Here is a 24,962-nt window from a genome sequence, read left to right as displayed (position 1 = left end):
GAGGGTCGGCTTAGGCGAACGCGAGGTTGTAGATACCCGCTGCGAGGGCGCCGCCGATCAGCGGGCCGACGACCGGGATCCAGGCGTAGCCCCAGTCCGAGCCGCCCTTGTTGGGCAGCGGCAGCAGGGCATGCACGATGCGCGGGCCGAGGTCGCGGGCCGGGTTGATGGCGTAGCCCGTCGGGCCGCCGAGCGAGAGGCCGATGCCGACGACGGTGAGCGCGACGATCAGTGCGCCGATGACGCCGAGACCCTTGCCGCTGTCGTTGAGGCCCTGCGTCAGGACCGCGAGCACGAGCACCGTGGTGCCGATGATCTCGGTGGCCAGGTTCTGCCACACGACGCGGACCTCGGGGCCTGTCGAGAAGACGCCGAGCACCGGTCCGGCCTTCGGCGCGGCCGCCTCGCTGACCAGGCCTTCCTCATGCGGAGGCGCGGAGATGATCTCCGGGTCCGTGAGGTGGGCCTGGAACTGTCCGTAGTACGCGATCCAGACCAGCGTGGCACCGATCATGGCGCCGAGCAGCTGCCCGGCGAGGTAGACCGGAACGTTGCTCCAGTCCCCGTCCTTGACCGCGATGCCGATGGTGACTGCGGGGTTGAGGTGAGCACCGGAAAGAGTGCCCGTCATGTAGACCGCGATCATGACCGCGAATCCCCACCCGAAGGTTATCGCCAGCCAGCCGGCGTTCTGCGCCTTCGAGCGCTTGAGTACGACGGCGGCAACCACGCCACCACCGAGCAGGATGAGTACGGCGGTACCAATGATCTCGCCGATGAAGATGTCGGAGCTGGACACCCGCGACTCCTTTGTCCTTCGTCCAGGGAAAGCGAACCCCGGGTCACTCCGGTGGTTCGTGCCCTCAGGTGAGGGCAATTGCCGGCCCTGGCGTTGCCACACCCTAGCGCGTATTGCCGGTAGGTGTTCGACAATGCCGACCGATGAACGGCAGTTTTGCCCCCGTGTTAACACGACGTCAAGGGTTGTGTTGCCGGAAACCCGATCGTTACCGATGGGGTGCCGAACGGGGCCGAAGCGCCGCTCAGAATCGCTGGGCGCCCAGATCCCTGGAGACCGCGCGGGCACAGTCCCGTACCGCCGCGACCAGCTCGGACCTCAGCTCACCGGCATCGCAGATCCGCTCGACCGCGCCCGTGATGGCCACCGCGCCCACCGGCATACGGCGACGGTCGGTGATGGGCGCGGCCAGCGAGGCGACGCCCTCCCAGGTCTCTTCCACGTCGGCGGCCCAGCCGCGCGCCCGCGCATGGTCGAGCATCGACTCGAAGTCCGCCAGGCCCGTGACCGTGCGCGGGGTGAAGGCCTTGCGCTCGACCTCCATCACCTCGCTGTGTGCCACCGGGTCGTACGCCGAGAGCACCTTTCCGAGCGCGGTGGAGTGCAGCGGCTGCATGGCCCCCACCTCCAGGACCTGCCGGCTGTCGTCCGGACGGAAGACGTGGTGGATGATCAGCACGCCGTGCTGGTGCAGCACCCCGAGGTGCACGCTCTCGCCGCTGGAGCGCGCCAGGTCGTCCGTCCAGACCAGGGCGCGGGCGCGCAGCTCGTGCACGTCCAGATAGCTGTTGCCGAGCCGTAGGAGCTCCGCCCCCAGCTGGTAGCGGCCGGACGCCGGGTCCTGCTCGACGAATCCCTCGGCCTGGAGCGTGCGCAGAATGCCGTGGGCGGTGCCCTTGGCCAGATCCAGCGACGAGGCGATGTCGGACAGACCCAGTCGGCGTTCGCCGCCGGCCAGTAGTCGTAGCATCGCCGCCGCTCGCTCGAGCGACTGGATGTTCTTCGGCATCGGTCGGCCCTTCTCCACATGCAGTTCGACAATGCCGAACACTATCGCTCGATGTCGACCTTGGTCACCGCCTTGGAAAACAGCACGACCGAGAAACACATCACGGACGCCCGGGGACACGACGCCGTCCGCCTCGTGGGACGCCCAGGCCCGTCGGCGGCCGCCCGGTTACTCTGGCTCCGTGCGCCTTCCACCGGAAGACGCAAAGCCGACAGCCGTCGCATCCCAGGGAGCACATCCATGGCCTCGTTGCCGACCCCCTCCGCTGACAGCCGGACCCGAATCGACGCCCTGCGTGAGGCGCTCGCCACTCGTGTGGTGGTGGCTGATGGTGCGATGGGCACGATGTTGCAGGCGCAGGATCCGACGCTTGAGGACTTCGAGAATCTCGAGGGGTGTAACGAGGTCCTCAATGTGACGCGGCCGGACATTGTGCGGTCGGTGCATGAGGAGTATTTCGCGGTCGGTGTGGACTGTGTGGAGACCAATACCTTCGGTGCGAATCTGGCGGCGTTGGGGGAGTACGACATTCCCGGGCGGGTCTTCGAGCTGTCGGAGTCGGGGGCGCGGATCGCGCGTGAGGTGGCGGACGAGTTCACGGCGTCGACGGGGCGGCAGCGGTGGGTGCTGGGCTCGATGGGGCCGGGTACGAAGCTGCCGACGCTGGGGCATGCTCCGTATGTGAAGCTGCGGGACGCGTACCAGCAGAACGCGGAGGGCATGATCGCCGGTGGTGCGGACGCGTTGCTGGTGGAGACGACGCAGGACCTGCTGCAGACGAAGGCTGCGATCCTGGGCGCGCGCCGGGCGCTGGAGGCGACCGGTACGAGTCTTCCGGTGATCTGCTCGGTGACGGTGGAGACGACCGGGACGATGCTGCTGGGTTCGGAGATCGGTGCGGCGCTGACGGCGCTGGAGCCGCTCGGTATCGACATGATCGGTCTGAACTGTGCGACGGGTCCGGCGGAGATGAGTGAGCATCTGCGCTATCTGGCCCGGCATTCGCGGGTTCCGCTCTCGTGCATGCCCAATGCGGGGCTGCCGGTGCTGGGCAGGAACGGTGCGCATTATCCGTTGTCGGCGGGTGAGCTGGCGGATGCGCAGGAGACGTTTGTGCGGGAGTACGGGTTGTCGCTGGTGGGGGGGTGCTGCGGGACGACGCCGGAGCATTTGCGGCAGGTGGTGGAGCGGGTGCGTGGTCTTGTTCCGACGGTGCGGGAGCCGCGTCCGGAGCCGGGTGCGGCGTCGTTGTACCAGTCGGTGGCGTTCCGTCAGGACACCTCGTACATGGCGATCGGTGAGCGGACCAATGCCAATGGCAGCAGGAAGTTCCGTGAGGCGATGCTGGAGGGCCGCTGGGACGACTGTGTGGAGATTGCGCGGGATCAGATCCGTGAGGGCGCGCACATGCTGGATCTGTGTGTGGATTATGTCGGGCGGGACGGTGCGGCGGACATGGAGGAGCTGGCCGGCCGGTTCGCGACCGCGTCGACGCTGCCGATTGTGCTGGATTCCACCGAACTGAACGTGCTGCGGGCGGGGTTGGAGAAGCTGGGCGGCCGGGCGGTCATCAACTCGGTCAATTATGAGGATGGTGACGGTCCGGAGTCCCGGTTTGCGAAGGTGACTGCGCTGGCGCGGGAGCACGGTGCCGCGTTGATCGCGCTGACCATCGATGAGGAGGGCCAGGCCCGTTCGGTCGAGCACAAGGTCGCGATCGCGGAGCGGCTGATTGATGATCTGACGGGTAACTGGGGTGTGCATGAGGGCGACATTCTCATCGACACGCTGACGTTCACGATCTGCACGGGGCAGGAGGAGTCCCGTAAGGACGGGGTGGCCACGATCGGGGCCATTCGTGAGCTGAAGCGGCGTCATCCGGCGGTGCAGACGACGCTGGGTCTGTCGAACATCTCCTTCGGGCTGAACCCGGCGGCCCGGGTGGTGCTGAACTCGGTGTTCCTGGACGAGTGTGTGAAGGCGGGTCTGGATTCGGCGATTGTGCATGCGTCGAAGATCCTGCCGATCGCCCGGCTGAAGGAGGAGGAGGTCCGGGTCGCGCTGGATCTGATCTACGACCGGCGGGCCGAGGGCTATGACCCCCTGCAGAAGCTCATGGAGCTGTTCGAGGGGGTCAATATGAAGTCGATGAAGGCGGGCAAGGCGCAGGAGCTGCTTGCCCTGCCGCTGGGGGAGCGGCTGGAGCGCCGCATCGTGGATGGTGAGAAGAACGGTCTGGAGGCGGATCTGGATGAGGCTCTGCGGTCCCGTCCGGCGCTGGACATCGTCAACGACACGCTGCTGGAGGGTATGAAGGTTGTCGGTGAGCTGTTCGGTTCCGGTCAGATGCAGCTGCCGTTCGTGCTCCAGTCGGCCGAGGTGATGAAGATCGCGGTGGCGTATCTGGAGCCGCACATGGAGAAGACCGACGCGGACGGCAAGGGCACGATCGTGCTGGCCACCGTGCGTGGTGACGTGCATGACATCGGCAAGAACCTCGTCGACATCATCCTCTCCAACAACGGCTACAACGTGGTGAATCTGGGCATCAAGCAGCCGGTCTCGGCGATCCTGGAGGCCGCGGAGGAACACCGGGCGGACGTCATCGGAATGTCCGGGCTGCTGGTCAAATCCACGGTGATCATGAAGGAGAACCTGGAGGAGCTCAACCAGCGCAAAATGGCCGCCGACTACCCCGTCATCCTCGGCGGCGCCGCCCTGACCCGCGCCTACGTCGAACAGGACCTCCACGAAATCTACGAAGGCGAAGTCCGCTACGCCCGCGACGCGTTCGAGGGCCTGCGGCTGATGGACGCCCTCATCGGCGTCAAGCGCGGCGTCCCCGGAGCAACCCTCCCCGAACTCAAGCAACGCCGGGTCAGGGCCACCACGAACGCGGTGGTCGAGGAGCGCCCCGAGGAGGGCGCGGCCCGCTCCGACGTGGCCATCGACAACCCGGTCCCCGAGCCGCCGTTCTGGGGCACGCGGGTGATCAAGGGCATCCAGCTGAAGGAGTACGCCTCCTGGCTGGACGAGGGCGCGCTCTTCAAGGGCCAGTGGGGGCTGAAGCAGGCCCGCACCGGCGACGGCCCGACCTACGACGAGCTCGTCGAGTGCGAGGGCCGGCCGCGGCTGCGCGGCTGGCTGGACCAGCTGCACACCCGCAACCTGCTGGAGGCGGCCGTGGTCTACGGCTACTTCCCCTGCGTGTCGAAGGGCGACGACCTCATCCTCCTGAACGAGGACGGCTCCGAGCGGACCCGCTTCTCCTTCCCGCGTCAGCGCCGCGGCCGCCGGCTGTGCCTGGCGGACTTCTTCCGCCCCGAGGAGTCCGGCGAGACCGACGTGGTCGGCCTCCAGGTCGTCACCGTCGGCTCGAAGATCGGCGAGGCGACCGCCGAGCTCTTCGCGTCCGACTCCTACCGCGACTACCTCGAACTCCACGGCCTGTCCGTCCAGCTCGCCGAAGCCCTCGCCGAGTACTGGCACGCCCGCGTCCGTGCGGAGCTCGGCTTCGCGGGCGAGGACCCGGCCGATGTGGAGGACATGTTCGCCCTGAAGTACCGGGGCGCCCGGTTCTCGCTCGGCTACGGCGCCTGTCCCGATCTGGAGGACCGCGCGAAGATCGCGGCCCTGCTGGAGCCCGAGCGGATCGGCGTCGAGCTCTCCGAGGAGTTCCAGCTCCACCCGGAGCAGTCCACCGACGCGATCGTCATCCACCACCCCGAAGCGAAGTACTTCAACGCACGTTAGTCGGCAGAGTCGTACACTGGTCGGTCCAGTGCAGGCCGGTCGCCTTCCCACCTGGGAGGGCGGCCGGCCTTCTCGTCCCTAGTGGAGGTGTGCCGGATGACCAGTACGGTCCCCGCGTCCTTGACCCGATCGGCCGAAGGCTCTGCCCTTCAGGCCGTCTTTCTCGACATGGACGGCACCCTCGTGGACACCGAAGGCTTCTGGTGGGACGCGGAGGTGGAGGTCTTCGCCGATCTCGGCCACGAGCTCGACGAGACATGGCGGGACGTGGTGGTCGGTGGTCCCATGACGCGAAGCGCCGGCTATCTCATCGAGGCCACCGGCGCGGACATCACGCTCGCCGAGCTGACCGTGCTGCTGAATGACCGCTTCGAGGACCGCATCGGGCGCGGAGTGCCGCTGATGCCCGGCGCCGCCCGGCTGCTGGCCGAGCTCGCCGCGCACAATGTGCCCACCGCTCTGGTCTCCGCCTCCCACCGCCGCATCATCGACCGGGTCCTCGCCTCGCTCGGCCCTCAGCACTTCGCGCTCTCCGTCGCGGGCGACGAGGTGCCGCGTACGAAGCCGCACCCCGACCCGTATCTGCTCGCCGCCCAGGGGCTGAGCGCCGAGCCGGCGAGATGCGCCGTCATCGAGGACACGGCTACGGGTGTGGCGGCCGCCGAGGCTGCGGGCTGCCGGGTCGTGGCCGTACCGTCCGTGGCACCGATCGCGCCCGCCGACGGCCGGGTGATCGTACGCTCACTCGAAGAAGTCGACCTTGTTTTTCTGCGCACCCTCATCACTACAATGAACTGATGCGTGTACTGTCCGTGCTTCTTGAATGCACGGAAAACTCTCGGCGGCGGATCGCTCATTTTCCGTGACATGAGCAACCGCTTTTCGGCGTCCCGTAAGGGGTTTCACTACGTGACGTTCGTCACGCTGAGTGGTCTTGATCGGATAGGTCCGGACCGCTCCGTGTCCCGACCGGAGCGTGCCGGACGGGCTGTTCTGTCCGCATTCGTGGCGTGGTGCACGAATGGTTCCCGGCCGCGATCGTCCACTCACAGACACAACTGATCACTGAGCGGATACGTTCCCAACTCAGGCTCGGTCAAGCTTTCCTGGCATTGCCGACTAATCTCATCGCGAGAACTTCGCCGCATCATCGATGTGCCCCGGCGGCCATCAAGCCGACGCGAACACAGGACTGATCGTCCGTTCCCCGGCCCGATCGCACCGCCCCGAACGGGCGGTCGCGGCGCAGTGCCCGTAAACATCGCTGTATCCCAGTGCCGGATGAGGGAGTACGTCCAGGATGAACCGTAAGACTTTGGTGCTGCCGGCCGTGGTCGGCCTGCTCGCGCCCGTGCTCGTCGCCTGCGGCGGGACGGACGGTGGGTCCGGCGGCGGTGATGCCATTGTCGTGGGCACCACGGACCAGTTCACCGCCACCGCGGACGCGCCCGCGCCCCTCGATCCAGCCTACGCGTACGACACCGGCGCCTGGAACGTGCTCCGGCAGACCGTCCAGACGCTGATGCACGCCCCGCTCGGCGGCGGCGAGCCGGTGCCCGACGCTGCCGAGTCCTGTGCCTTCACGGACACCGCGAGCGAGAGCTACCGCTGCAAGCTGCGCAGCGGGCTGCAGTTCGCCGACGGCACCGCCATCACCGCCGACGACGTGAAGTTCTCCGTCGAGCGTGTGCGGGACATCAACTCCGACAACGGCACGGCCGGCCTCCTCGCGAACATCGACACCATCGAGGCCAACAGTGACGAGGTGGTCTTCCACCTCTCCACGCCTGACGCGACCTTCCCGTACAAGCTCTCGACGCCGGCCGCCGGCATCGTCAGCAAGAAGAACTACGAAGGAAAGAAGCTCCGCGCGGGCTTCCAGGTGGACGGCTCGGGCCCGTACACCATGAAGACGGAGACCAAGGGCGAGAACATCTCCAGGGTCGTCTTCACCAAGAACCCCAAGTACCAGGGTGACGTCAAGCTCCACAACGACAAGGTCGAGCTGCGGTCGTTCCCGGACGCCGGCTCCATGGGCAAGGCGCTGGAGGACGGGGACATCGACATCATGACCCGTGCGATGTCGCCCGAGCAGATCAAGGATCTGTCCGAGAACCCCAAGAAGAACATCGAGCTCACCGAGATGCCGGGTCTGGAGATCCGCTACCTCGGCTTCAACACCAATGACCCGTCGGTGAAGGACAAGGCCGTCCGGCAGGCCATGGCAGCGGTCGTAGACCGTGGCCACATCGCCGGCCAGGTGTACGGCTCCACCGCCGAGCCGCTCTACTCGCTCATCCCGACGAGCATCGCGGCGCACACCAACTCCTTCTACAACAAGTACGGCGAGCCGAGCCGCAGGAAGGCCGCGGAGATCCTCAGCGACGCCGACATCACCACGCCGGTGAAGCTGAAGCTCCACTACACCACCGACCACTACGGTGCCGGCACGGCCAAGGAGTTCGAGGCGCTCAAGAACCAGCTGAACGCCACCAAGCTCTTCGACGTCAGTGTCGAGGGCACCGAGTGGGCGAAGTTCCGGCCCGCCCAGAAGCGCGGTGACTACGCGGTCTACGGACTGGGATGGTTCCCCGACTTCCCGGACCCGGACAACTACATCGCCCCGTTCCTGGACAAGGGCAACTTCCTCAACACCCCGTACGTGAGCACCGTGGTGCGCGACCTCATCCCGCAGTCGCGGCGTTCCGCGGACCGCACCGCCGCGTCCAAGGCCTTCACACAGATGCAGGACATCGTCGCGACCGACGTCCCGGTGCTGCCGCTGTGGCAGGGCAAGCAGTACGTCGCCGCCCGCGTCGGCGTCACCGGGGTCGAGCGGGTGCTCAACTCCAGCTCCGACCTGCAGCTCTGGGAGCTGGGTCGCGGCACCGAATAGCCCCCGCGGTATCCGGATGGACAAGCGGCGGCGGGCATCAGCCCGCCGCCGCTTGCCTTCCGCCGACGACCTACTGCGCGCCGGGACGCACCAGACCGCTCTCGTAGGCGTACACCGCGGCCTGTACGCGGTCGCGCAGGCTCAGCTTCGTCAGGACATGGCCCACATGTGTCTTGACGGTGGTCTCGCTGACGAAGAGGTCCGCGGCGATCTCGGCGTTGGACAGGCCCCGCGCGACGAGCTTGAGCACCTCCACCTCACGCTCGGTCAGCCTGTTCAGCGTGTCGGGGACCGGCTCCTCACCGGACGGCAGATGGTCCGCGTACTTGTCGAGCAGCCTGCGGGTGATGCTCGGCGCCAGCATCGCCTCGCCCGCCGCGACCACCCGGATCGCCTGCACCAGCTCATCGGCGGGCGCGTCCTTGAGCAGGAAGCCGCTCGCGCCGGCGCGCAGCGCTTCCACCACGTACTCATCGAGGTCGAAGGTGGTCAGCACCAGCACCTTGGCCGGGCCGTCCCGGCCGGGCCCGGTGATCTGCCGGGTCGCCTCCACCCCGTCCATCCGCGGCATCCGGATGTCCATCAGCACCACATCGGGCTGCAGCGCCCGCACCTGGTCCAGAGCCTGGAGGCCGTCCCCGGCCTCGCCGACGACCGCGATGTCCTGCTCCGCCTCCAGGATCATCCGGAAGCCGGTACGCAGCAGCGGTTGGTCGTCGACCAGTAGGACGCGGATAGCCACGGGTACTCCTTCGTTTTAGACCGGGCCCATTCTGCCCTGACCATCCTCTGCCGCCGGGGCCGGGGAAATGCTCAGCGGATAAACCGGGGGAGTGCCACCGAATTCAGGACAGACCTCCTGGTGGTCGCACCAGCCACACAGCTTGGTCGGCCGCGGCCGCCAGTCGCCCGTCTCGGTCGCCTGCTTGATCGCGTCCCACAGCGCCAGCAGCTTGCGCTCCATACGCTCCAGGTCCGCAGGGACCGGGTCGTACGTCAGCACATCGCCGCTGCCCAGATAGACGAGCTGCAGCCGCCGCGGCACCACGTCCTTCAGCCTCCAGATCACCAGGGCGTAGAACTTCATCTGGAACAGCGCACCCTCGCTGTACTCGGGGCGCGGGGCCTTGCCCGTCTTGTAGTCGACGATCCGCACCTCGCCGGTGGGCGCCACATCGACCCGGTCGATGACGCCGCGCAGCCGCAGCCCCGACTCCAGCTCCGTCTCGACGAACATCTCCCGCTCGGCGGGCTCGAGCCGGGTCGGGTCCTCCAGCGAGAACCACCGCTCGACAAGCCGCTCCGCCTCGCTCAGCCAGCCCGCCAGCCGCACGCCCTCGGCATCCTCGGCGAACAGCTCGCCGAGCTCGGGCTTCGTCTCGAGCAGCCGGTCCCACTGGCCCGGGATCAGCGCCTTGGCGCGCGGAGCCGTGCGCTCCGCCGCCGGGGCGTCGAAGAGCCGCTCCAGCACCGCGTGGACCAGCGTGCCGCGGGTAGCCGCCTCGCTGGGCTTCTCCGGCAGCTTGTCGATCACACGAAACCGGTACAGCAGCGGACACTGCATGAAGTCGCTCGCCCGTGATGGTGACAGCGATGTGGGCTGCCGGCTCGTACTCATGACTCAGACCCTACGACCCGCCACTGACAGCGAGCGGAATACCATCGACCTCAGACGCTGCGCACTGCATGATCAAGATGACCGAGCGAACGACGCACTCCGCGACGAAGGGAACCCGTGAACGAGGACGACAGGAGCGGTGAGCGCGAGCGGCCGAAGTCCGGAACGGGTGGAGTCAACCCCGACGGCCGCAAGCCGAGGCGCTCCGACGGGCCCGGCGGCGGAATCCTCATGGGCCGTCCCTTCGGTGTGCCGGTCTATGTCGCCCCCAGCTGGTTCATCGTCGCCGCCCTCATCACCTGGGTGTTCGGCGGCCAGCTCGACCGGGTGCTGCCCGAACTCGGCGGCGCCCGCTATCTCGTCTCCCTCTTCTTCGCGGTCGCCTTCTACGCTTCCGTACTCGTCCATGAACTGGCGCACACGATCGCCGCGCTGCGCTTCAAACTGCCGGTGCGCCGCATCCAGCTCCAGTTCTTCGGCGGCGTCTCGGAGATCGAGAAGGACTCCGAGACCCCGGGCCGCGAGTTCATCCTCGCCTTCGTCGGGCCGCTGCTCTCCCTTGTCCTGTCCGGCGTCTTCTACCTGGGGATGAAGGCCGTCGAGCCGGGAACCGTCCCCGGTGTGCTGCTCGCCGGCCTGATGATCTCCAATCTCATCGTCGCGGCGTTCAACCTGTTGCCCGGACTGCCGCTGGACGGCGGCCGGATGCTGCGCGCCGTCGTCTGGAAGATCACGGGCAAGCCGATGTCGGGCACGATCGCCGCCGCCTGGGTCGGCCGGGCGCTGGCCGTCGCCGTCCTCATCGGCCTGCCGCTCCTCACCCACACCGGCGCGCTCGGTAACGCCGCCACGGACATCGGGGGCATGGAGACCGTCACCGACGCGCTGCTCGCCGCGATCCTCGCCGCGATCATCTGGACCGGGGCCGGCAACAGCCTGCGCATGGCGCGGCTGCGCGAACACCTCCCGGAGCTCGAGGCCCGGACGCTCACCAGGCGCGCCGTCCCCGTCGAGTCCGACACCCCGCTCTCCGAGGCCCTTCGCCGCGCCAACGAGGCCGGTGCCCGCGCCCTGGTGGTCGTCGACGGCCATGGCGAGCCGAAGGCCCTGGTCCGCGAAACGGCCATCGTCGGGGTCCCCGAACACCGCCGCCCCTGGGTCGCCGTCAGCGGCCTCGCGCAGGACCTCACCGAGGGCATGAGGGTCTCGGCCGAACTGGCGGGCGAGGCGCTCCTCGAGCGGCTCAGGGCATCGCCGGCGACGGAGTACCTGGTGGTCGAGGAGACGGGCGAGATCTACGGCGTCCTGTCCACGGCAGATGTCGAGCGGGCCTTCGTCGCCGCCATGGCCCGGCCGTCTTCCTAGGGGCCCGTCCCGCCTCGGGGGCGTGCGAGCCGCTGAGGCCCGCTCACGGCCGTGGTCTCCGCGCCCGCCCCGGCCCGGTAGGCTGTTCACATGTCCGAACCGACCGGTGCCGCCCGCCGACGCGGCCCCTTCAAGGTCGGGGACCAGGTCCAGCTCACCGACCCCAAGGGACGCCACTACACGTTCACGCTCGAGGCCGGGAAGAATTTCCACACCCACAAGGGTTCCTTCCCGCACGACGAGCTGATCGGCGCTCCCGAGGGCAGTGTTGTCCGTACCACGGGAAACGTCGCCTACCTCGCGCTGCGCCCCCTGCTCCCCGACTATGTCCTGTCCATGCCCCGCGGCGCCGCCGTGGTCTACCCCAAGGACGCGGGGCAGATCCTGGCCTTCGCCGACATCTTCGCCGGCGCCCGCGTCGTCGAGGCCGGGGTGGGCTCCGGCTCGCTCAGTGCCTTCCTGCTGCGCGCCATCGGCGACCACGGCATGCTGCACTCCTACGAGCGCCGCGAGGACTTCGCCGAAATCGCCCAGCAGAATGTGGAGCGCTACTTCGGCGGCCCGCACCCCGCCTGGCAGCTCACCGTCGGCGACCTCCAGGACAACCTGACCGACGCGGACGTCGACCGCGTCATCCTGGACATGCTCGCCCCCTGGGAGTGCCTGGAGGCCGTCTCCAAGGCGCTCGTCCCCGGCGGCATCCTCTGCTGCTACGTCGCGACCACCACCCAGCTCGCGCGCACCGTCGAGTCCATCCGTGAGATCGGATGCTTCGCCGAGCCGCAGCCCTGGGAGTCGATGATCCGCAACTGGCACGTCGAAGGCCTCGCCGTCCGCCCGGACCACCGGATGATCGGCCACACCGGCTTCCTCGTCACCGCCCGCCGTCTCGCCGACGGTGTGGAGCCCCCGATGCGCCGCCGTCGCCCCGCCAAGGGTGCGTACGGCGATGACTACGAAGGCCCCAACAAGGGCTGACCCCCGCACAACGCACCGACGCCGCCGCCGAGTTCCCGTGAGACCACGGAGAACTCGGCGGCGGCGTCCTTGTATTGACGACCATCTCCACACCGTGTGTGTGTCGGGTGTCTTTACGTGAGAGTTACGGACCCCACTGTTCCGCGCCCGCTGTGACGTATGGCACGATGCAGACTTCCTCCCCCTCGCTGACTCCCCGCCGGCACCGCCTTCACAGGAGACATCCCGCGTGCAGACCTCCGCCGTCCCGGACCTCGCGCACACCGACGCCCGCCCGGTGCACTGGCTTGCCACCGCGACGGCGATGGCAGCCGTCATCGCGGCCGCCGGGCTGCTTCAGCCCAAGGCGGCCACCGCGTCCCAGCCGGGCTCGCAGTCGCAGATCAGCACCGCCGCGGCCCCCGCGCCCGACCCCGCGGGAGTGGAGCTCCCACTGGAGTGCGGTGGCGCGAAGGGCGTGGTGACCAAGAAAGCCTCGGGCGACCTCGACGGCGACGGAAACCCCGAGACCGTGGCGGTGGCCCGCTGCGACGCGGGTTCCGGCACCCCGCCGAGCGCCATCTTCGTACTGACCCAGGGCAGGGGGACGGGCCCGCGCGTCGTCGCGACGCTGCTGGAGCCCGTGCAGAAGCAGAGCGTCGGGGACTTCGCAGTACGTGACGGAGCGGTCACGGCGACGCTGCTCGGCTACTCCTCGTCCGCCGTGCCGAGCTGCTGTCCCGACAAGCAGGAGAAGGTCAAGTGGCAGTGGCGGGGTGGGAAGTTCGTACGGACGGCCCCGGCCGAAGCGCGCGGTATGTGATCCGTCACTCTGCGTCGGGGCCGTAGACCTCGACCCGGTCCGAAACGCGACGTACGTGGATGCAGTCGCCGGGGCATTCCTTCGCGGAGTCCACGACATCCTTCAGCAGCGGCAGGGGTACGGGCGTTGTGGAGCCCGGGTTCTGGAGCAATTCGTCGTCGGTGCTCTTCACGTAGGCGAGCCCGTCGATGTCGAGCTCGAAGACCTCCGGGGCGTACTGCGCGCAGATCCCGTCCCCGGTGCAGAGGTCCTGGTCGATCCAGACCTCCAGAGCCTCCCCGACGACGCCTTCGCTGGGAGCCTCGTGCTGCACGGTCATATCTCCTGCCGTTTCGTTCGTCGGGTGTAGCAATGTGAAGCAAGTCGTGCCAGCCCTGACGGGTGTTGAACGCTTCGACGATACCTCCGCCTGCTTTCCGATGTTGATGGGTGGGTATTCCCCTGGCGTAAGGGAGAGCGCAAGGGTGAAGATCGGACACACCTCTACCGTCTTTGTGATCTAGGGGTTTCAATCACCACCCACGCAGGTAGGGTCAGGAAGCGTCCAGCTCCCCTTGGAGGAGGTGAGGACCGTGGCAGCCCACGACGACGACATCAACCGCGGCATCCGGCCGGGGCGGGGGTCTGAAGACCCAGCCGGCCAGGTTGCCTATCTCGAGCAGGAAATCGCCGTCCTGCGCCGCAAGCTCGCCGACTCACCGCGTCATACGAGGATTCTCGAAGAGCGGATTGTCGAGCTGCAGACAAACCTGGCCGGCGTGTCCGCTCAGAACGAGCGGCTCGCCAACACACTCCGCGAGGCCCGCGACCAGATCGTGGCCCTCAAGGAGGAGGTCGACCGGCTCGCACAGCCGCCGGCCGGCTTCGGTGTCTTCCTGCAGGCGAATGAGGACGGCACGTGTGACATCTTCACCGGGGGCCGCAAGCTCCGGGTGAATGTCAGCCCCAGCGTCGAGCTCGACGAGCTCCGGCGCGGCCAGGAAGTCATGCTCAACGAGGCGCTCAACGTGGTCGAGGCCATGGAGTACGAGAGTGCCGGGGACATCGTCACCCTCAAGGAGATCCTCGAGGACGGCGAGCGCGCCCTGGTGGTCGGGCACACCGACGAGGAGAGGGTGGTGCGGCTCGCGGAGCCGCTGCTGGACATCACCATCCGCCCCGGCGACGCCCTGCTCCTCGAGCCCCGCTCCGGCTACGTCTACGAAGTGATCCCCAAGAGCGAGGTCGAAGAGCTCGTCCTCGAAGAGGTCCCGGACGTCGACTACGAGAAGATCGGTGGTCTGGGCAGCCAGATCGAGATGATCCGTGACGCGGTCGAGCTTCCGTACCTCTATCCGGATCTCTTCAGGGAGCACGAACTGCGGCCGCCGAAGGGCATCCTGCTCTACGGACCGCCCGGATGCGGCAAGACGCTGATCGCCAAGGCGGTCGCCAACTCCCTTGCCAAGAAGGTCGCCGAGGTGACCGGCCAGCCCGCGGGGAAGAGCTACTTCCTCAACATCAAGGGCCCCGAGCTCCTCAACAAGTACGTCGGTGAGACCGAGCGGCACATCCGCCTCGTCTTCCAGCGTGCTCGGGAGAAGGCGAGCGAGGGCACCCCCGTCATCGTCTTCTTCGACGAGATGGAATCCCTCTTCCGCACCCGTGGTTCCGGTGTCAGCTCGGACGTGGAGAACACCATCGTCCCGCAGCTGCTCGCCGAGATCGACGGTGTGGAGGGCCTGGAGAACGTCATCGTCATCGGCGCCTCCAACCGCGAGGACATGATCGACCCCGCGATCCTGCGCCCCGGCCGACTCGATGTGAAGATCAAGATCGAGCGTCCGGACGCGGAGGCCGCGAGGGACATCTTCGCCAAGTACCTGAGGTCGTCGCTACCGCTGCACGCCGACGATCTCGCCGAGCACAGCGGCTCCAAGGACGCCGCCGCGCACGCCATGATCCAGTCCGTCGTCGAGCAGATGTACGCGGAGTCCGAGGAGAACCGCTTCCTCGAGGTCACGTACGCGAACGGCGACAAGGAAGTCCTGTACTTCAAGGACTTCAACTCCGGCGCGATGATCCAGAACATCGTCGACCGGGCCAAGAAGATGGCCATCAAGGCCTTCCTCGACCAGAACCAGAAGGGCCTTCGGGTCTCCCATCTCCTCCAGGCCTGCGTGGACGAGTTCAAGGAGAACGAGGACCTGCCAAACACTACAAACCCGGACGACTGGGCCCGGATCTCCGGTAAGAAGGGCGAGCGGATTGTCTTCATCCGCACCCTGGTCACCGGAAAGCAGGGCGCGGACACAGGGCGTTCCATCGACACGGTGGCGAACACCGGTCAATACCTGTAGGACGCAAACCGGCTGCGGATGCCCGGCCGGGGCATCCGCAGCCGGTTGTTTTCTTGACAGGTCCGGCCATACCGGAGCAATGACGCAATTGATCTCCCCACCAGCGCAGAGGCGTTCTAGGCTCTTCGGTACCGCCAAGTCGCGCAGTGCGGGGACGGGCACCGCACACGCACCGGAGAGACAGCGGTACTTGAGCGCCGTTCCCGGAGGGGAGCGCCGCCGGGCAAGGAGGGCCGCATGACCGTACGGCGAGTAATGGGCATCGAGACGGAGTACGGGATCTCCGTCCCTGGCCACCCGAACGCCAATGCCATGCTCACCTCGTCCCAGATCGTCAACGCCTACGCGGCGGCGATGCACAGGGCGCGGCGCGCACGCTGGGACTTCGAGGAGGAGAATCCGCTGCGGGACGCGCGGGGCTTCGACCTCGCCCGCGAGGCCGCCGACTCCAGTCAGCTCACCGATGAGGACATCGGCCTTGCCAATGTCATCCTCACCAATGGTGCGCGGCTCTACGTCGACCACGCCCACCCGGAATACAGCTCGCCCGAGGTGACCAACCCGCGGGACGCAGTGCTGTGGGACAAGGCCGGCGAGCGGATCATGGCGGAGGCCGCCGAGCGCGCGGCCCAGCTCCCCGGCGCCCAGCCGATCCACCTCTACAAAAACAACACCGACAACAAGGGCGCTTCCTACGGGACCCACGAGAACTACCTGATGAAGCGGGAGACCGCCTTTTCGGACATCGTGCGTCACCTGACGCCGTTCTTCGTCTCCCGCCAGGTCGTCACCGGCGCGGGACGGGTCGGAATCGGCCAGGACGGCCATGAACACGGCTTTCAGATCAGCCAGCGCGCCGATTACTTCGAGGTCGAGGTCGGGCTCGAGACCACTCTCAAGCGGCCCATCATCAACACCCGCGACGAGCCGCACTCCGACGCCGAGAAGTATCGACGGCTCCATGTGATCATCGGCGACGCGAACCTTTCGGAGATTTCTACCTATCTGAAGCTGGGCACCACGGCCCTGGTCCTGTCGATGATCGAGGACGGCTTCATCGCCGTGGACCTCGCTGTCGACCAGCCGGTACGCACCCTGCACCAGGTCTCCCACGACCCGACCCTGAAGCAGTTGGTCACACTGCGCAGCGGGCGGACACTCACCGCGGTCCAGCTCCAGATGGAGTACTTCGAGCTGGCCCGGAAGTACGTCGAGGAGCGCTTCGGCGTGGACGCCGACGAACAGACCAAGGATGTCCTGATCCGCTGGGAGGACACGCTCAACCGGCTCGAGAACGACCCGATGAGCCTGTCCGGCGAGCTGGACTGGGTCGCCAAGAAGGAGCTCATGGAGGGCTACCGGCGGCGTGACAGCCTCGAGTGGGACGCGGCGCGGCTGCACCTGGTGGACCTCCAGTACGCCGACGTACGCCCCGAGAAGGGCCTGTACAACCGGCTGGCGGCCCGCGGGAAGATGAAGCGGCTGCTGGACGAGCCGGACGTCGCGCGGGCCCGGACGAAGCCGCCCGAGGATACCCGTGCGTACTTCCGCGGTCGCTGTCTGGAGCAGTACGCCGACGACGTCGCCGCGGCCTCCTGGGACTCGGTGATCTTCGATCTGCCGGGCCGGGACTCGCTGCAGCGGGTGCCGACGCTGGAACCGCTGCGTGGTACACGCAACCACGTCAAGGAGCTCCTTGACCGGTGCCGGACCGCGGAAGACCTGGTCCGGGTGCTGTCCGGGGGCTGAAATGGTCCTCGTCCGGGAATCATCGAGGTGGTCCCCGGACGTTGAGGCAAGTGCGGGGCCGATGTCGGACCCTGCTTGTAGGGTCTGATCTTGACCGAACGAACTCACGTCAGGGCAAACCGAGCGGGGTGAGGGATATGGCGACCAAGGACACCGGCGGCGGGCAGCAGAAGGCCACGCGTTCCACTGAGGAGACCGAGGAGCAGACGCAGGAGGCGCAGGCTTCGGAGGACCTCAAGGAGCGCCAGGAGAAGCTGTCGGACGACGTCGACTCCGTACTGGACGAGATCGACGACGTCCTCGAGGAGAACGCCGAGGACTTCGTGCGTTCCTTTGTCCAAAAGGGCGGAGAGTAGCTCCCCGTAACTTCGGTGGGGGTACACCCTGTTGTCCATCCCGGTGCCGTCGGCGAAAGCCGGTGGCACCGGGGCGGATGACCGGCGAGGACACGGGTAATGTCCGTGCACAGTTCGAAAGATCGGCCCGCGTCCGACACGGCGGGCCGCCGCCAATCCGGAAGGAAACGCGTGGAAGCCAACCCTCGTAGCACCGGGCGTCTGCCGGCAGCCTTCCTGACGCCCGGCTCGTCCTCGTTCATGGACTTCCTGGGCCAGCACTCCCCGGAGATGCTGCCCGGCAGGCGCGTGCTGCCGCCTGTGCACGGCGCCATCGAGGCACCGCACGGCACGACCATTGTCGCGACGACGTTCCCCGGCGGTGTGGTGCTCGCCGGTGACCGCAGGGCGACGATGGGCAACATGATCGCCCAGCGCGATATCGAGAAGGTCTTCCCGGCCGACGAGTACTCGGCCGTGGGCATCGCCGGCACCGCCGGCCTCGCGGTGGAGATGGTCAAGCTCTTCCAGCTCGAGCTGGAGCACTTCGAAAAGGTCGAAGGCGCCCAGCTCTCCCTGGAGGGCAAGGCCAACCGGCTCTCCACCATGATCCGAAGCAACCTCGGCATGGCTTTGCAGGGCCTGGCCGTCGTGCCGCTCTTCGCGGGCTACGACGTCGACCGGGAGAAGGGCCGCATCTTCTCGTACGACGTGACGGGGGGCCGCTCCGAGGAGCACGGCTACGCGGCCACCGGCTCCGGTTCGGTCTTCGCCCGCGGGGCGATGAAGAAGCTGTACCACGACGACCTGACCGAGCAGCAGGCCATCACTCTGGTCATCCAGGCGCTGTACGACGCGGCCGACGACGACTCGGCGACCGGCGGGCCCGACGTGGCCCGGCGGATCTACCCCATCGTCACCGTCATCACCGACGAGGGCTTCCGCAAGCTCACCGAGGCCGAGTCCTCCGAGGTCGCCCGCCTGGTCCTGGAGCGCCGCCTCGCACAGCCCGACGGCCCGCGCGCCGCGCTGCTCTGATGGCCCCTTCTTCCGAACCGATATGCCACTGACAGGAAGGGACGGATAGCCGGTGTCGACGCCGTTCTATGTCTCACCCCAGCAGGCCATGGCCGACCGGGCGGAATACGCCCGCAAGGGCATCGCCCGTGGTCGCAGCCTCGTCGTGCTGCAGTACACCGACGGCATTGTCTTCGTCGGTGAGAACCCGTCCCGTGCGCTGCACAAATTCAGTGAGATCTACGACCGGATCGGCTTCGCCGCGGCCGGCAAGTACAACGAGTACGAGAACCTGCGGATCGGCGGCGTCCGCTACGCCGATCTGCGCGGGTACACCTACGACCGCGACGACGTGACGGCCCGTGGGCTCGCCAACGTCTACGCCCAGACACTGGGCACGATCTTCTCCAGCGCGGCCGAGAAGCCGTACGAGGTGGAGTTGGTCGTCGCCGAGGTCGGTGCCACACCTGAGGGCGACCAGATCTACCGGCTGCCGCACGACGGATCGATCGTGGACGAGCACGGCTCGGTCGCGGTCGGCGGCAGTTCCGAACAGATCAGCACCTATCTCGACCAGCGGCACCGTGACGGAATGTCGCTGGCGGAGGCGCTGAAGCTGGCCGTCCAGGCCCTGTCCAGCCAGACCAACGGCAACGAGCGGGAGATCCCCGCGGAGCGGCTCGAGGTGGCGGTTCTGGACCGCACGCGACCGCAGCAGCGGAAGTTCAAGCGCATTGTCGGGCGGCAGCTGTCGCGGCTGCTCGAAGCCGACGGTGCCGCGTCGACCCCGACGGACGCGCCGTCGGACACCGAGGAGACGGAAGAGGACGGCGGGGAGTAGCCCCGACCGCGGACACATCCTGCCCGACTGCGCCCCGGACCGCCTTGTGCGGTTCCGGGGCGCAGCCGTATCGCGTGCTCAGGGGAGCGTCCGGTGATGGAGCGCGGTCCCGGGTGAGCCGGCTGCCGCTGCCGAGCGGCCTCGCCTGCACAGGCCGCGGTCCGCACGGACGGGATCAGCACGGACGGGATCAGAGGGAGGGAGCGGCCGTCGAATCCCGTATGACCAGATCCACCGGGAGATCCCCCTCTTCGGGCGGGCGGTGGTCGAGGACCGCGAGCAGGGCGGCCATTCCGCGCTCGCCGACCCGTTCCGCGGGCAGGCGCACCGTGGTGAGCTCGGGCTCCACGGCGCTGGCTAGCGCGAGATCGTCGAAGCCGGTGACGGAGATGTCCTCGGGCACCCGCAGGCCCAGCCGGCGTACCGCCTTGCAGGCCCCGGCGGCCAGGATGTCGTCGTCGCAGAGGATGGCGGTGGGCCGCGCTCCCGGGGCGATGAGCGCCCGCTCCACGGCCTCGCGCGCGCCGCCCACCTCGAGCGGAGCTGGGACGGTCCGTACGACGGCGTCGGGAACGTCACGCACCGTCTCGTGCAGCGCGCGGGCCCTTACGTCGAAGGTCCAGGAGGCCACGGCCGAGGCGAGATGGACGAAGCGACGGTGGCCGAGTGCGAGGAGATGGGCCGTCACCTGCCGCATGCCATCGGCAATATCGAGGTTCACGTGGGCCGCGGCACCGGGGTCCGACGGATCGCTGTCGAGCATGACCAGCGGGAGGTCCGTACCGCGGATGGCGGTCAGTGCCTCGGCGGCCATGGAGGAGGCGATCACCCCGTCGAGTGCGGCACGGGCGGAGGCGAAGGGGTCCCTGGCAGGCCCGACGCCTTCGGGGGAGGGGTAGAGCACCACGCCGAAGCCGTGCTCGGCTGCGACGGTGGCCGCGCCCGTGTAGACGCGGGCGAAGAACTCATTGGTGAGGGCGGGTACGACGAGCAGCGCGGTCCTGGTCCGCCCGAGCCGCAGATTGCGGGCGGCGAGATTCGGCCGGTACCCGAGCTCGCGCGCGGCATCCCGCACCAGCCCGGCGGTGCGTTCGGACACCCTGCCGCGCCACTTCTCACCGAGGACGAGCGACACGGTGGCCTGCGAAACCCCGGCGGCCCGAGCGACATCCCGGCTGGTGGGCCGGGGGCTGCTCTCGCCGCGGTGGCCGGCGGGCGGCTCTCGGTCTGCGCCGGAGGGGGTGGGCCCGTCGCCCGGCCGGGCGGAGTCAGGGCCCTTGGCCGCGTGGGCGGCGGTCGGTTCCTCGTGCGCAGCGGTGGAGGCCCGGGGCCCGGCGGAGGGCGGCCGGTCCGCCTCGGCGCCGGTGGGCGGCACCGGCTCGCTGCCGGATGAAGGCGGCTCCGGGGTGGATGTGCCGGGGGAGGGCGGCTCCCGGTCCGAGGTGCCGCCGGCGGGGCGGTCGCCCGGCCGGGGCCGACGGGGCTCCTCGGCCGCGACGGGGGCGCCCGGCTCAGTTCCGCCCCGCCCGGCGGGCTGCCGCCCGTGGGCCACGAGGCCCTCGGGCCCTGGGGCGGCTGCCGCGGGCTCGTCCTGGGACCCGTGTGCCATCGGTGCCGTCCTCCGCCGCTCGCTCCGACATCGCCCGCGGTGGACCCGCGGACTGCCGACATGGTACGTATGACCGACCACGTTATACGTAAAACCTCGGGTCGAGCCGGGAGTGAGGGGCGGAACATGGCCGTCGGAGCCACCGGCTACGCAGACATACTCAAGGCGCCGCACGCCGCCCGGCTGCTCACCGGCACGCTCGTCGGCAGGCTGCCCAGCGCCACCGCCCACATCGCCATCGTCCTGTTCACCCGCGCCGAAGGCGGCAGCTACACCCTCGCCGGCGCGCTCGCCGCCGTGTACGGACTGGCGACCGCGGTGGGCCAGCCGCTGCTCGGCCGCGCCGTGGACCTGTACGGACAGCCGCGGGTCCAGTTGCCCGCCGCAGTCCTCTCCGCCCTCGGCATGACCCTCCTCGCCGCCGTCGGCACCGGCTCACTGCCGGCCGCGTACGCCGCCGTGGTCGTCGCGGGCCTCTTCACCCCACCTCTCGAAGGGGGACTGCGGGCCCTGTGGCCGAGCGTCCTCGACCGCGAGGACCAGGTGCACCGGGCCTATGCCATGGACGCCGTGGCCCAGGAAGTCATGTTCACCGTCGGCCCGCTGCTGGTTACCCTGCTCGTCTCACTCTGGTCGCCCGCCGCGGCCCTGCTCGTCATCAATGCCATAGGCGTGCTCGGCGCGCTCTCTGTCGTCCTTTCCGAACCGTCCCGCGCCTGGCGTTCCGCACCCCGCGAGGCTCACTGGCTCGGCGCGCTGCGTTCACCGGGGCTGCTTGCCCTCCTCGGTGCCTTCTTCTTCGTCGGCCTCGCGCTCGGCTCCATCACCGTCGCCGGCGTCGCGTACGCCGACGATCACGGCCGCCAGGCGGTGTACGGCTGGCTGATGGCGGCTCTCGGACTCGGCGCGCTCCTCGGCGGCGTGGTCTACGGCGCCCGGCAGTGGGCCGGAGCACCCGAGCGCCGCCTCCTGGCCATCGTCGCCCTGCTCGCGCTGGGCTACCTGCCGCTCGCGCTCACCCCCGGCGTGGCCGCCATGACCGCGCTCTCCGCCGTCGCCGGAGTCTTTCTGGCGCCCGCGATAGCCTGCGCCTTCATTGTCGTCGACCGGCACGCTCCGACCGGCACGGTCACCGAGGCTTTCTCCTGGCTCGTCACGACCTTCGGTGTCGGCGCGGCGGTCGGAACGGCTGTCGCGGGCCCGGCGGTCGAGCTCGGCGGGACCGGCTGGAGCTTCGCCGTCGCCGGAGCCGGAGGCGTCGCCGCGCTCATGGTTCTGATGGCCACTCAGCGGGTACTCGCAGTTCCCGGCCGTACCAAGGACATCGCGGGCTCATCGGAAAATGATCGAAACGGTGCTGCCGAACCCGGTTTCAGCACAGGCCTTGAGGCGTAATGTTCAGACATGGACCGCCGCATTTTCGGGCTGGAGAACGAGTACGGCGTCACGTGCACGTTCAGGGGACAGCGCCGACTGTCACCTGACGAAGTGGCGCGCTACCTCTTCCGCCGTGTTGTCTCATGGGGCCGCAGCAGCAACGTCTTCCTGCGGAACGGCGCCCGCCTCTACCTCGACGTGGGTTCGCATCCGGAATACGCAACACCGGAATGCGACAACGTGACCGAACTGGTCACCCACGACAAGGCGGGCGAGCGCATTCTCGAAGGCCTGCTCGTCGACGCCGAACGCCGCCTGCACGAGGAGGGAATCGCGGGCGACGTCTATCTCTTCAAGAACAACACCGATTCGGCGGGAAACTCCTACGGTTGCCACGAGAACTATCTCGTCGCCCGCCACGGAGAATTCTCCCGGCTCGCGGACATCCTCATCCCGTTCCTGGTCACCCGTCAGCTGCTGTGCGGCGCGGGCAAGGTGCTGCAGACCCCGCGTGGCGCGGTCTACTGCGTCAGCCAGCGCGCCGAGCACATCTGGGAGGGCGTCAGTTCCGCCACCACCCGCTCGCGCCCGATCATCAACACCCGCGACGAACCGCATGCCGACGCGGAGCGCTACCGCCGCCTGCACGTCATCGTCGGCGATTCGAACATGTCCGAGACGACCATGCTGCTGAAGGTCGGCGCGACCGACCTCGTGCTGCGCATGATCGAGGCGGGCACGGTCATGCGCGATCTGACCCTGGAGAACCCGATCCGGGCGATCCGCGAGGTCAGCCACGACATCACCGGACAGCGCAAGGTACGCCTGGCCAGCGGACGCGAGGCCTCGGCACTCGAAGTGCAGCGCGAGTACTACGAGAAAGCCGTGGACTTCGTCGACCGGCGCGGGATCCGCACCGGCACCGTCGAGCAGGTCCTGGAACTCTGGGGCCGCACGCTGGAAGCGATCGAGGCCGAGGACCTCGACCGGATCGGCACCGAGATCGACTGGGTGATGAAGTACAAGCTCATCGAGCGGTACCGGGCCAAGCACAATATGACCATGTCGCATCCGCGAGTCGCCCAGATAGACCTCGCCTACCACGACATCCACCGCCGCCGGGGGCTCTACTACCTCCTCGAGAGGAAGGGGCAGGCCACCCGGATCTGCAACGACCTGAAGATCTTCGAGGGCAAGTCGGTGCCCCCGCAGACCACCAGGGCACGGCTGCGCGGCGACTTCATCCGCCGGGCGCAGGAGCAGCGGCGCGACTTCACCGTCGACTGGGTGCACCTCAAGCTCAACGACCAGGCGCAGCGCACCGTGTTGTGCAAGGACCCCTTCCGGTCGGTCGACGACCGGGTGGAGAAGCTCATCGCCGGTATGTAGCCACCACCTGGTGGAACGCGACTCGGGCCCCGTACGTTCCTCGTACGGGGCCCTGGGCACGCCCTAGAGTGTCGGGCAACTACTGTGCCGTCTGAGATCTGAGGAACACGTGCGCCGACTTGCCGGCCTTCTCGTCGTCCCCTTGCTGCTGTTGTCGACAGTGGCGTGCGGCAGCGACGACAAGGGCTCCGACTCCACCTCGTCCAAGAACGGACTGCCTGCGATCACCGCCGGCGCCAAGTTCGGCCAGAAGCCGACCCTGGCGAAGGGCGAGGGTGATCCGCCCAAGGAGCTGAAGGTCGATGTCGTCAGCAAGGGTGACGGCGCGACGACCAAGAAGGGCGATGTCCTTCAGGTCAACTATCTCGGGCAGACCTGGGTCTCGGACAAGCCGTTCGACAACAGCTTCGACACCAAGCAGCCGCTCGACCTCACGCTCGGCGCCGGCAATGTCATCCCGGGCTGGGAGAAGGCCCTCGAGGGCCAGAAGGTCGGCAGCCGCCTCGAGATGTCGATCCCGCCGGGGCTCGCATACGGGGATCAGGCCAAGGGCGACCAGATTCCCGCCAACTCCACTCTGGTCTTCGTCGTCGACATTCTGAAGGCGACCACGCTTCCGGTGTCCGCCAAGGGAACCGAGGTCGCACAGGACAACATCGACCTGCCGAAGGTGGGCACCAACACCGACGGCAAGGCCCCTTCGGTCACCTTCCCCAAGAAGTCCGACCCGCCGAAGAAGCTCGTCTCCAACTACGTGATCGAGGGCACGGGCCCGGTGCTCACGGCGAAGGACACGGTCGTCGTGAAGTACGAGGCCTATCTCTGGAACGGCGCCAAGAAGTTCGACAGCACGTACCAGGCGGGCAAGACCCAGACCTTCCCGCTGGCGCAGGTGACGCTCAAGGGCCTCAAGGACGGTCTCATCGGCAAGAAGGTCGGCAGCCGCGTGCTGCTGGTCATCCCGCCGGACCAGGCCTTCGGCGCCGAGGAGAAGCAGGGCATCCCGAAGAACTCGACGCTCGTCTTCGCCGTGGACCTTCTGACAAAGATGTAAGACTGTCCAGGTTGCCCCGTTCATCATTTAGA

At 68.1% G+C, this 24,962-nt stretch carries 19 protein-coding genes and 1 pseudogene; 14 read left to right on the top strand and 6 right to left on the bottom strand.

From position 1 onward, the window contains the following. Positions 1-10 precede the first annotated feature (10 nt). Positions 11-799, bottom strand: coding sequence for an MIP/aquaporin family protein (locus OG966_RS08090; protein WP_326648760.1), 789 nt, complete (start codon positions 797-799; stop codon positions 11-13). Between the two features lie 244 nt (positions 800-1,043). After that, positions 1,044-1,808 carry an IclR family transcriptional regulator gene (locus tag OG966_RS08085; protein ID WP_326655127.1) on the bottom strand — a complete coding sequence of 255 codons (765 nt, stop codon included), beginning with the start codon at positions 1,806-1,808 and terminating at the stop codon, positions 1,044-1,046. A gap of 240 nt (positions 1,809-2,048) precedes the next feature. On the opposite strand from OG966_RS08085, the gene metH reads away from it, so the two are divergent. The 3 genes from metH to OG966_RS08070 all read left to right on the top strand — a co-directional run bounded on the left by metH (position 2,049) and on the right by OG966_RS08070 (position 8,457). Further along, positions 2,049-5,561 carry a methionine synthase gene (metH, locus tag OG966_RS08080; RefSeq protein WP_326648759.1) on the top strand — a complete coding sequence of 1,171 codons (3,513 nt, stop codon included), beginning with the start codon at positions 2,049-2,051 and terminating at the stop codon, positions 5,559-5,561. Between the two features lie 96 nt (positions 5,562-5,657). Next, on the top strand, positions 5,658-6,359 hold the full coding sequence (locus OG966_RS08075) for an HAD family hydrolase (protein ID WP_326648758.1): 702 nt from the start codon (positions 5,658-5,660) through the stop codon (positions 6,357-6,359). A gap of 502 nt (positions 6,360-6,861) precedes the next feature. Further along, positions 6,862-8,457, top strand: a complete 1,596-nt coding sequence (locus tag OG966_RS08070) for an ABC transporter substrate-binding protein (RefSeq protein ID WP_326648757.1) — start codon at positions 6,862-6,864, stop codon at positions 8,455-8,457. Between the two features lie 70 nt (positions 8,458-8,527). On the opposite strand, the gene OG966_RS08065 is transcribed toward OG966_RS08070, so the two are convergent. Further along, positions 8,528-9,199 carry a response regulator transcription factor gene (locus tag OG966_RS08065; RefSeq protein WP_326648756.1) on the bottom strand — a complete coding sequence of 224 codons (672 nt, stop codon included), beginning with the start codon at positions 9,197-9,199 and terminating at the stop codon, positions 8,528-8,530. 15 nt (positions 9,200-9,214) lie between these two features. Then, the gene (locus tag OG966_RS08060; RefSeq protein WP_326648755.1) at positions 9,215-10,075 is read right to left on the bottom strand and encodes a RecB family exonuclease; all 861 of its coding nucleotides are present in this window, start codon (positions 10,073-10,075) and stop codon (positions 9,215-9,217) included. Positions 10,076-10,192: 117 nt separating this feature from the next. On the opposite strand from OG966_RS08060, the gene OG966_RS08055 reads away from it, so the two are divergent. From OG966_RS08055 to OG966_RS08045, 3 genes are all read left to right on the top strand, one after another. Then, positions 10,193-11,440: a site-2 protease family protein gene (locus OG966_RS08055; protein ID WP_326648754.1), complete on the top strand. Its 1,248-nt coding sequence runs from the start codon at positions 10,193-10,195 to the stop codon at positions 11,438-11,440. 90 nt (positions 11,441-11,530) lie between these two features. Beyond that, positions 11,531-12,418: a tRNA (adenine-N1)-methyltransferase gene (locus tag OG966_RS08050; protein ID WP_326648753.1), complete on the top strand. Its 888-nt coding sequence runs from the start codon at positions 11,531-11,533 to the stop codon at positions 12,416-12,418. 229 nt (positions 12,419-12,647) lie between these two features. Then, positions 12,648-13,220, top strand: coding sequence for a hypothetical protein (locus OG966_RS08045; RefSeq protein WP_326648752.1), 573 nt, complete (start codon positions 12,648-12,650; stop codon positions 13,218-13,220). A gap of 4 nt (positions 13,221-13,224) precedes the next feature. Here OG966_RS08045 and OG966_RS08040 read toward each other — a convergent pair whose 3' ends face one another. Further along, positions 13,225-13,539: a ferredoxin gene (locus OG966_RS08040; protein ID WP_326648751.1), complete on the bottom strand. Its 315-nt coding sequence runs from the start codon at positions 13,537-13,539 to the stop codon at positions 13,225-13,227. 253 nt (positions 13,540-13,792) lie between these two features. On the opposite strand from OG966_RS08040, the gene arc reads away from it, so the two are divergent. From arc to prcA, 5 genes are all read left to right on the top strand, one after another. Continuing rightward, the gene (arc, locus tag OG966_RS08035) at positions 13,793-15,559 is read left to right on the top strand and encodes a proteasome ATPase (protein ID WP_326648750.1); all 1,767 of its coding nucleotides are present in this window, start codon (positions 13,793-13,795) and stop codon (positions 15,557-15,559) included. Positions 15,560-15,796: 237 nt separating this feature from the next. Then, a complete protein-coding gene (gene dop, locus OG966_RS08030; RefSeq protein WP_406732641.1) occupies positions 15,797-17,308 on the top strand; it encodes a depupylase/deamidase Dop in 1,512 nt (503 codons plus the stop codon). Between the two features lie 137 nt (positions 17,309-17,445). After that, entirely contained in the window at positions 17,446-17,664 is a 219-nt protein-coding gene (locus OG966_RS08025) for a ubiquitin-like protein Pup (RefSeq protein ID WP_326648749.1), read from the top strand. A gap of 171 nt (positions 17,665-17,835) precedes the next feature. Then, entirely contained in the window at positions 17,836-18,681 is an 846-nt protein-coding gene (prcB, locus tag OG966_RS08020; protein WP_326648748.1) for a proteasome subunit beta, read from the top strand. A 52-nt stretch (positions 18,682-18,733) separates the two neighbouring features. Beyond that, complete coding sequence (gene prcA / locus OG966_RS08015) at positions 18,734-19,501, top strand: proteasome subunit alpha (RefSeq protein ID WP_326648747.1); 768 nt, start codon at positions 18,734-18,736, stop codon at positions 19,499-19,501. Between the two features lie 190 nt (positions 19,502-19,691). Here prcA and OG966_RS08010 read toward each other — a convergent pair. Further along, a pseudogene (locus OG966_RS08010) lies at positions 19,692-20,690 on the bottom strand (LacI family DNA-binding transcriptional regulator); the annotation flags it as partial. A gap of 546 nt (positions 20,691-21,236) precedes the next feature. Here OG966_RS08010 and OG966_RS08005 point away from each other — a divergent pair. The 3 genes from OG966_RS08005 to OG966_RS07995 all read left to right on the top strand — a co-directional run bounded on the left by OG966_RS08005 (position 21,237) and on the right by OG966_RS07995 (position 24,930). Next, positions 21,237-22,505: an MFS transporter gene (locus OG966_RS08005; protein WP_326648746.1), complete on the top strand. Its 1,269-nt coding sequence runs from the start codon at positions 21,237-21,239 to the stop codon at positions 22,503-22,505. 9 nt (positions 22,506-22,514) lie between these two features. Continuing rightward, the gene (pafA, locus tag OG966_RS08000; protein WP_326648745.1) at positions 22,515-23,876 is read left to right on the top strand and encodes a Pup--protein ligase; all 1,362 of its coding nucleotides are present in this window, start codon (positions 22,515-22,517) and stop codon (positions 23,874-23,876) included. A gap of 109 nt (positions 23,877-23,985) precedes the next feature. Then, positions 23,986-24,930, top strand: a complete 945-nt coding sequence (locus tag OG966_RS07995; RefSeq protein ID WP_326648744.1) for an FKBP-type peptidyl-prolyl cis-trans isomerase — start codon at positions 23,986-23,988, stop codon at positions 24,928-24,930. The last annotated feature ends 32 nt before the right edge of the window (positions 24,931-24,962 follow it).

Origin of the sequence: Streptomyces sp. NBC_01750 (genome assembly GCF_035918095.1) — a bacterium.
In the GTDB taxonomy this organism is placed as follows: Bacteria; Actinomycetota; Actinomycetes; order Streptomycetales; family Streptomycetaceae; genus Streptomyces.
Note: the sequence above shows the minus strand (reverse complement) of the source record. Positions and strands in the feature narration are given on the sequence as shown.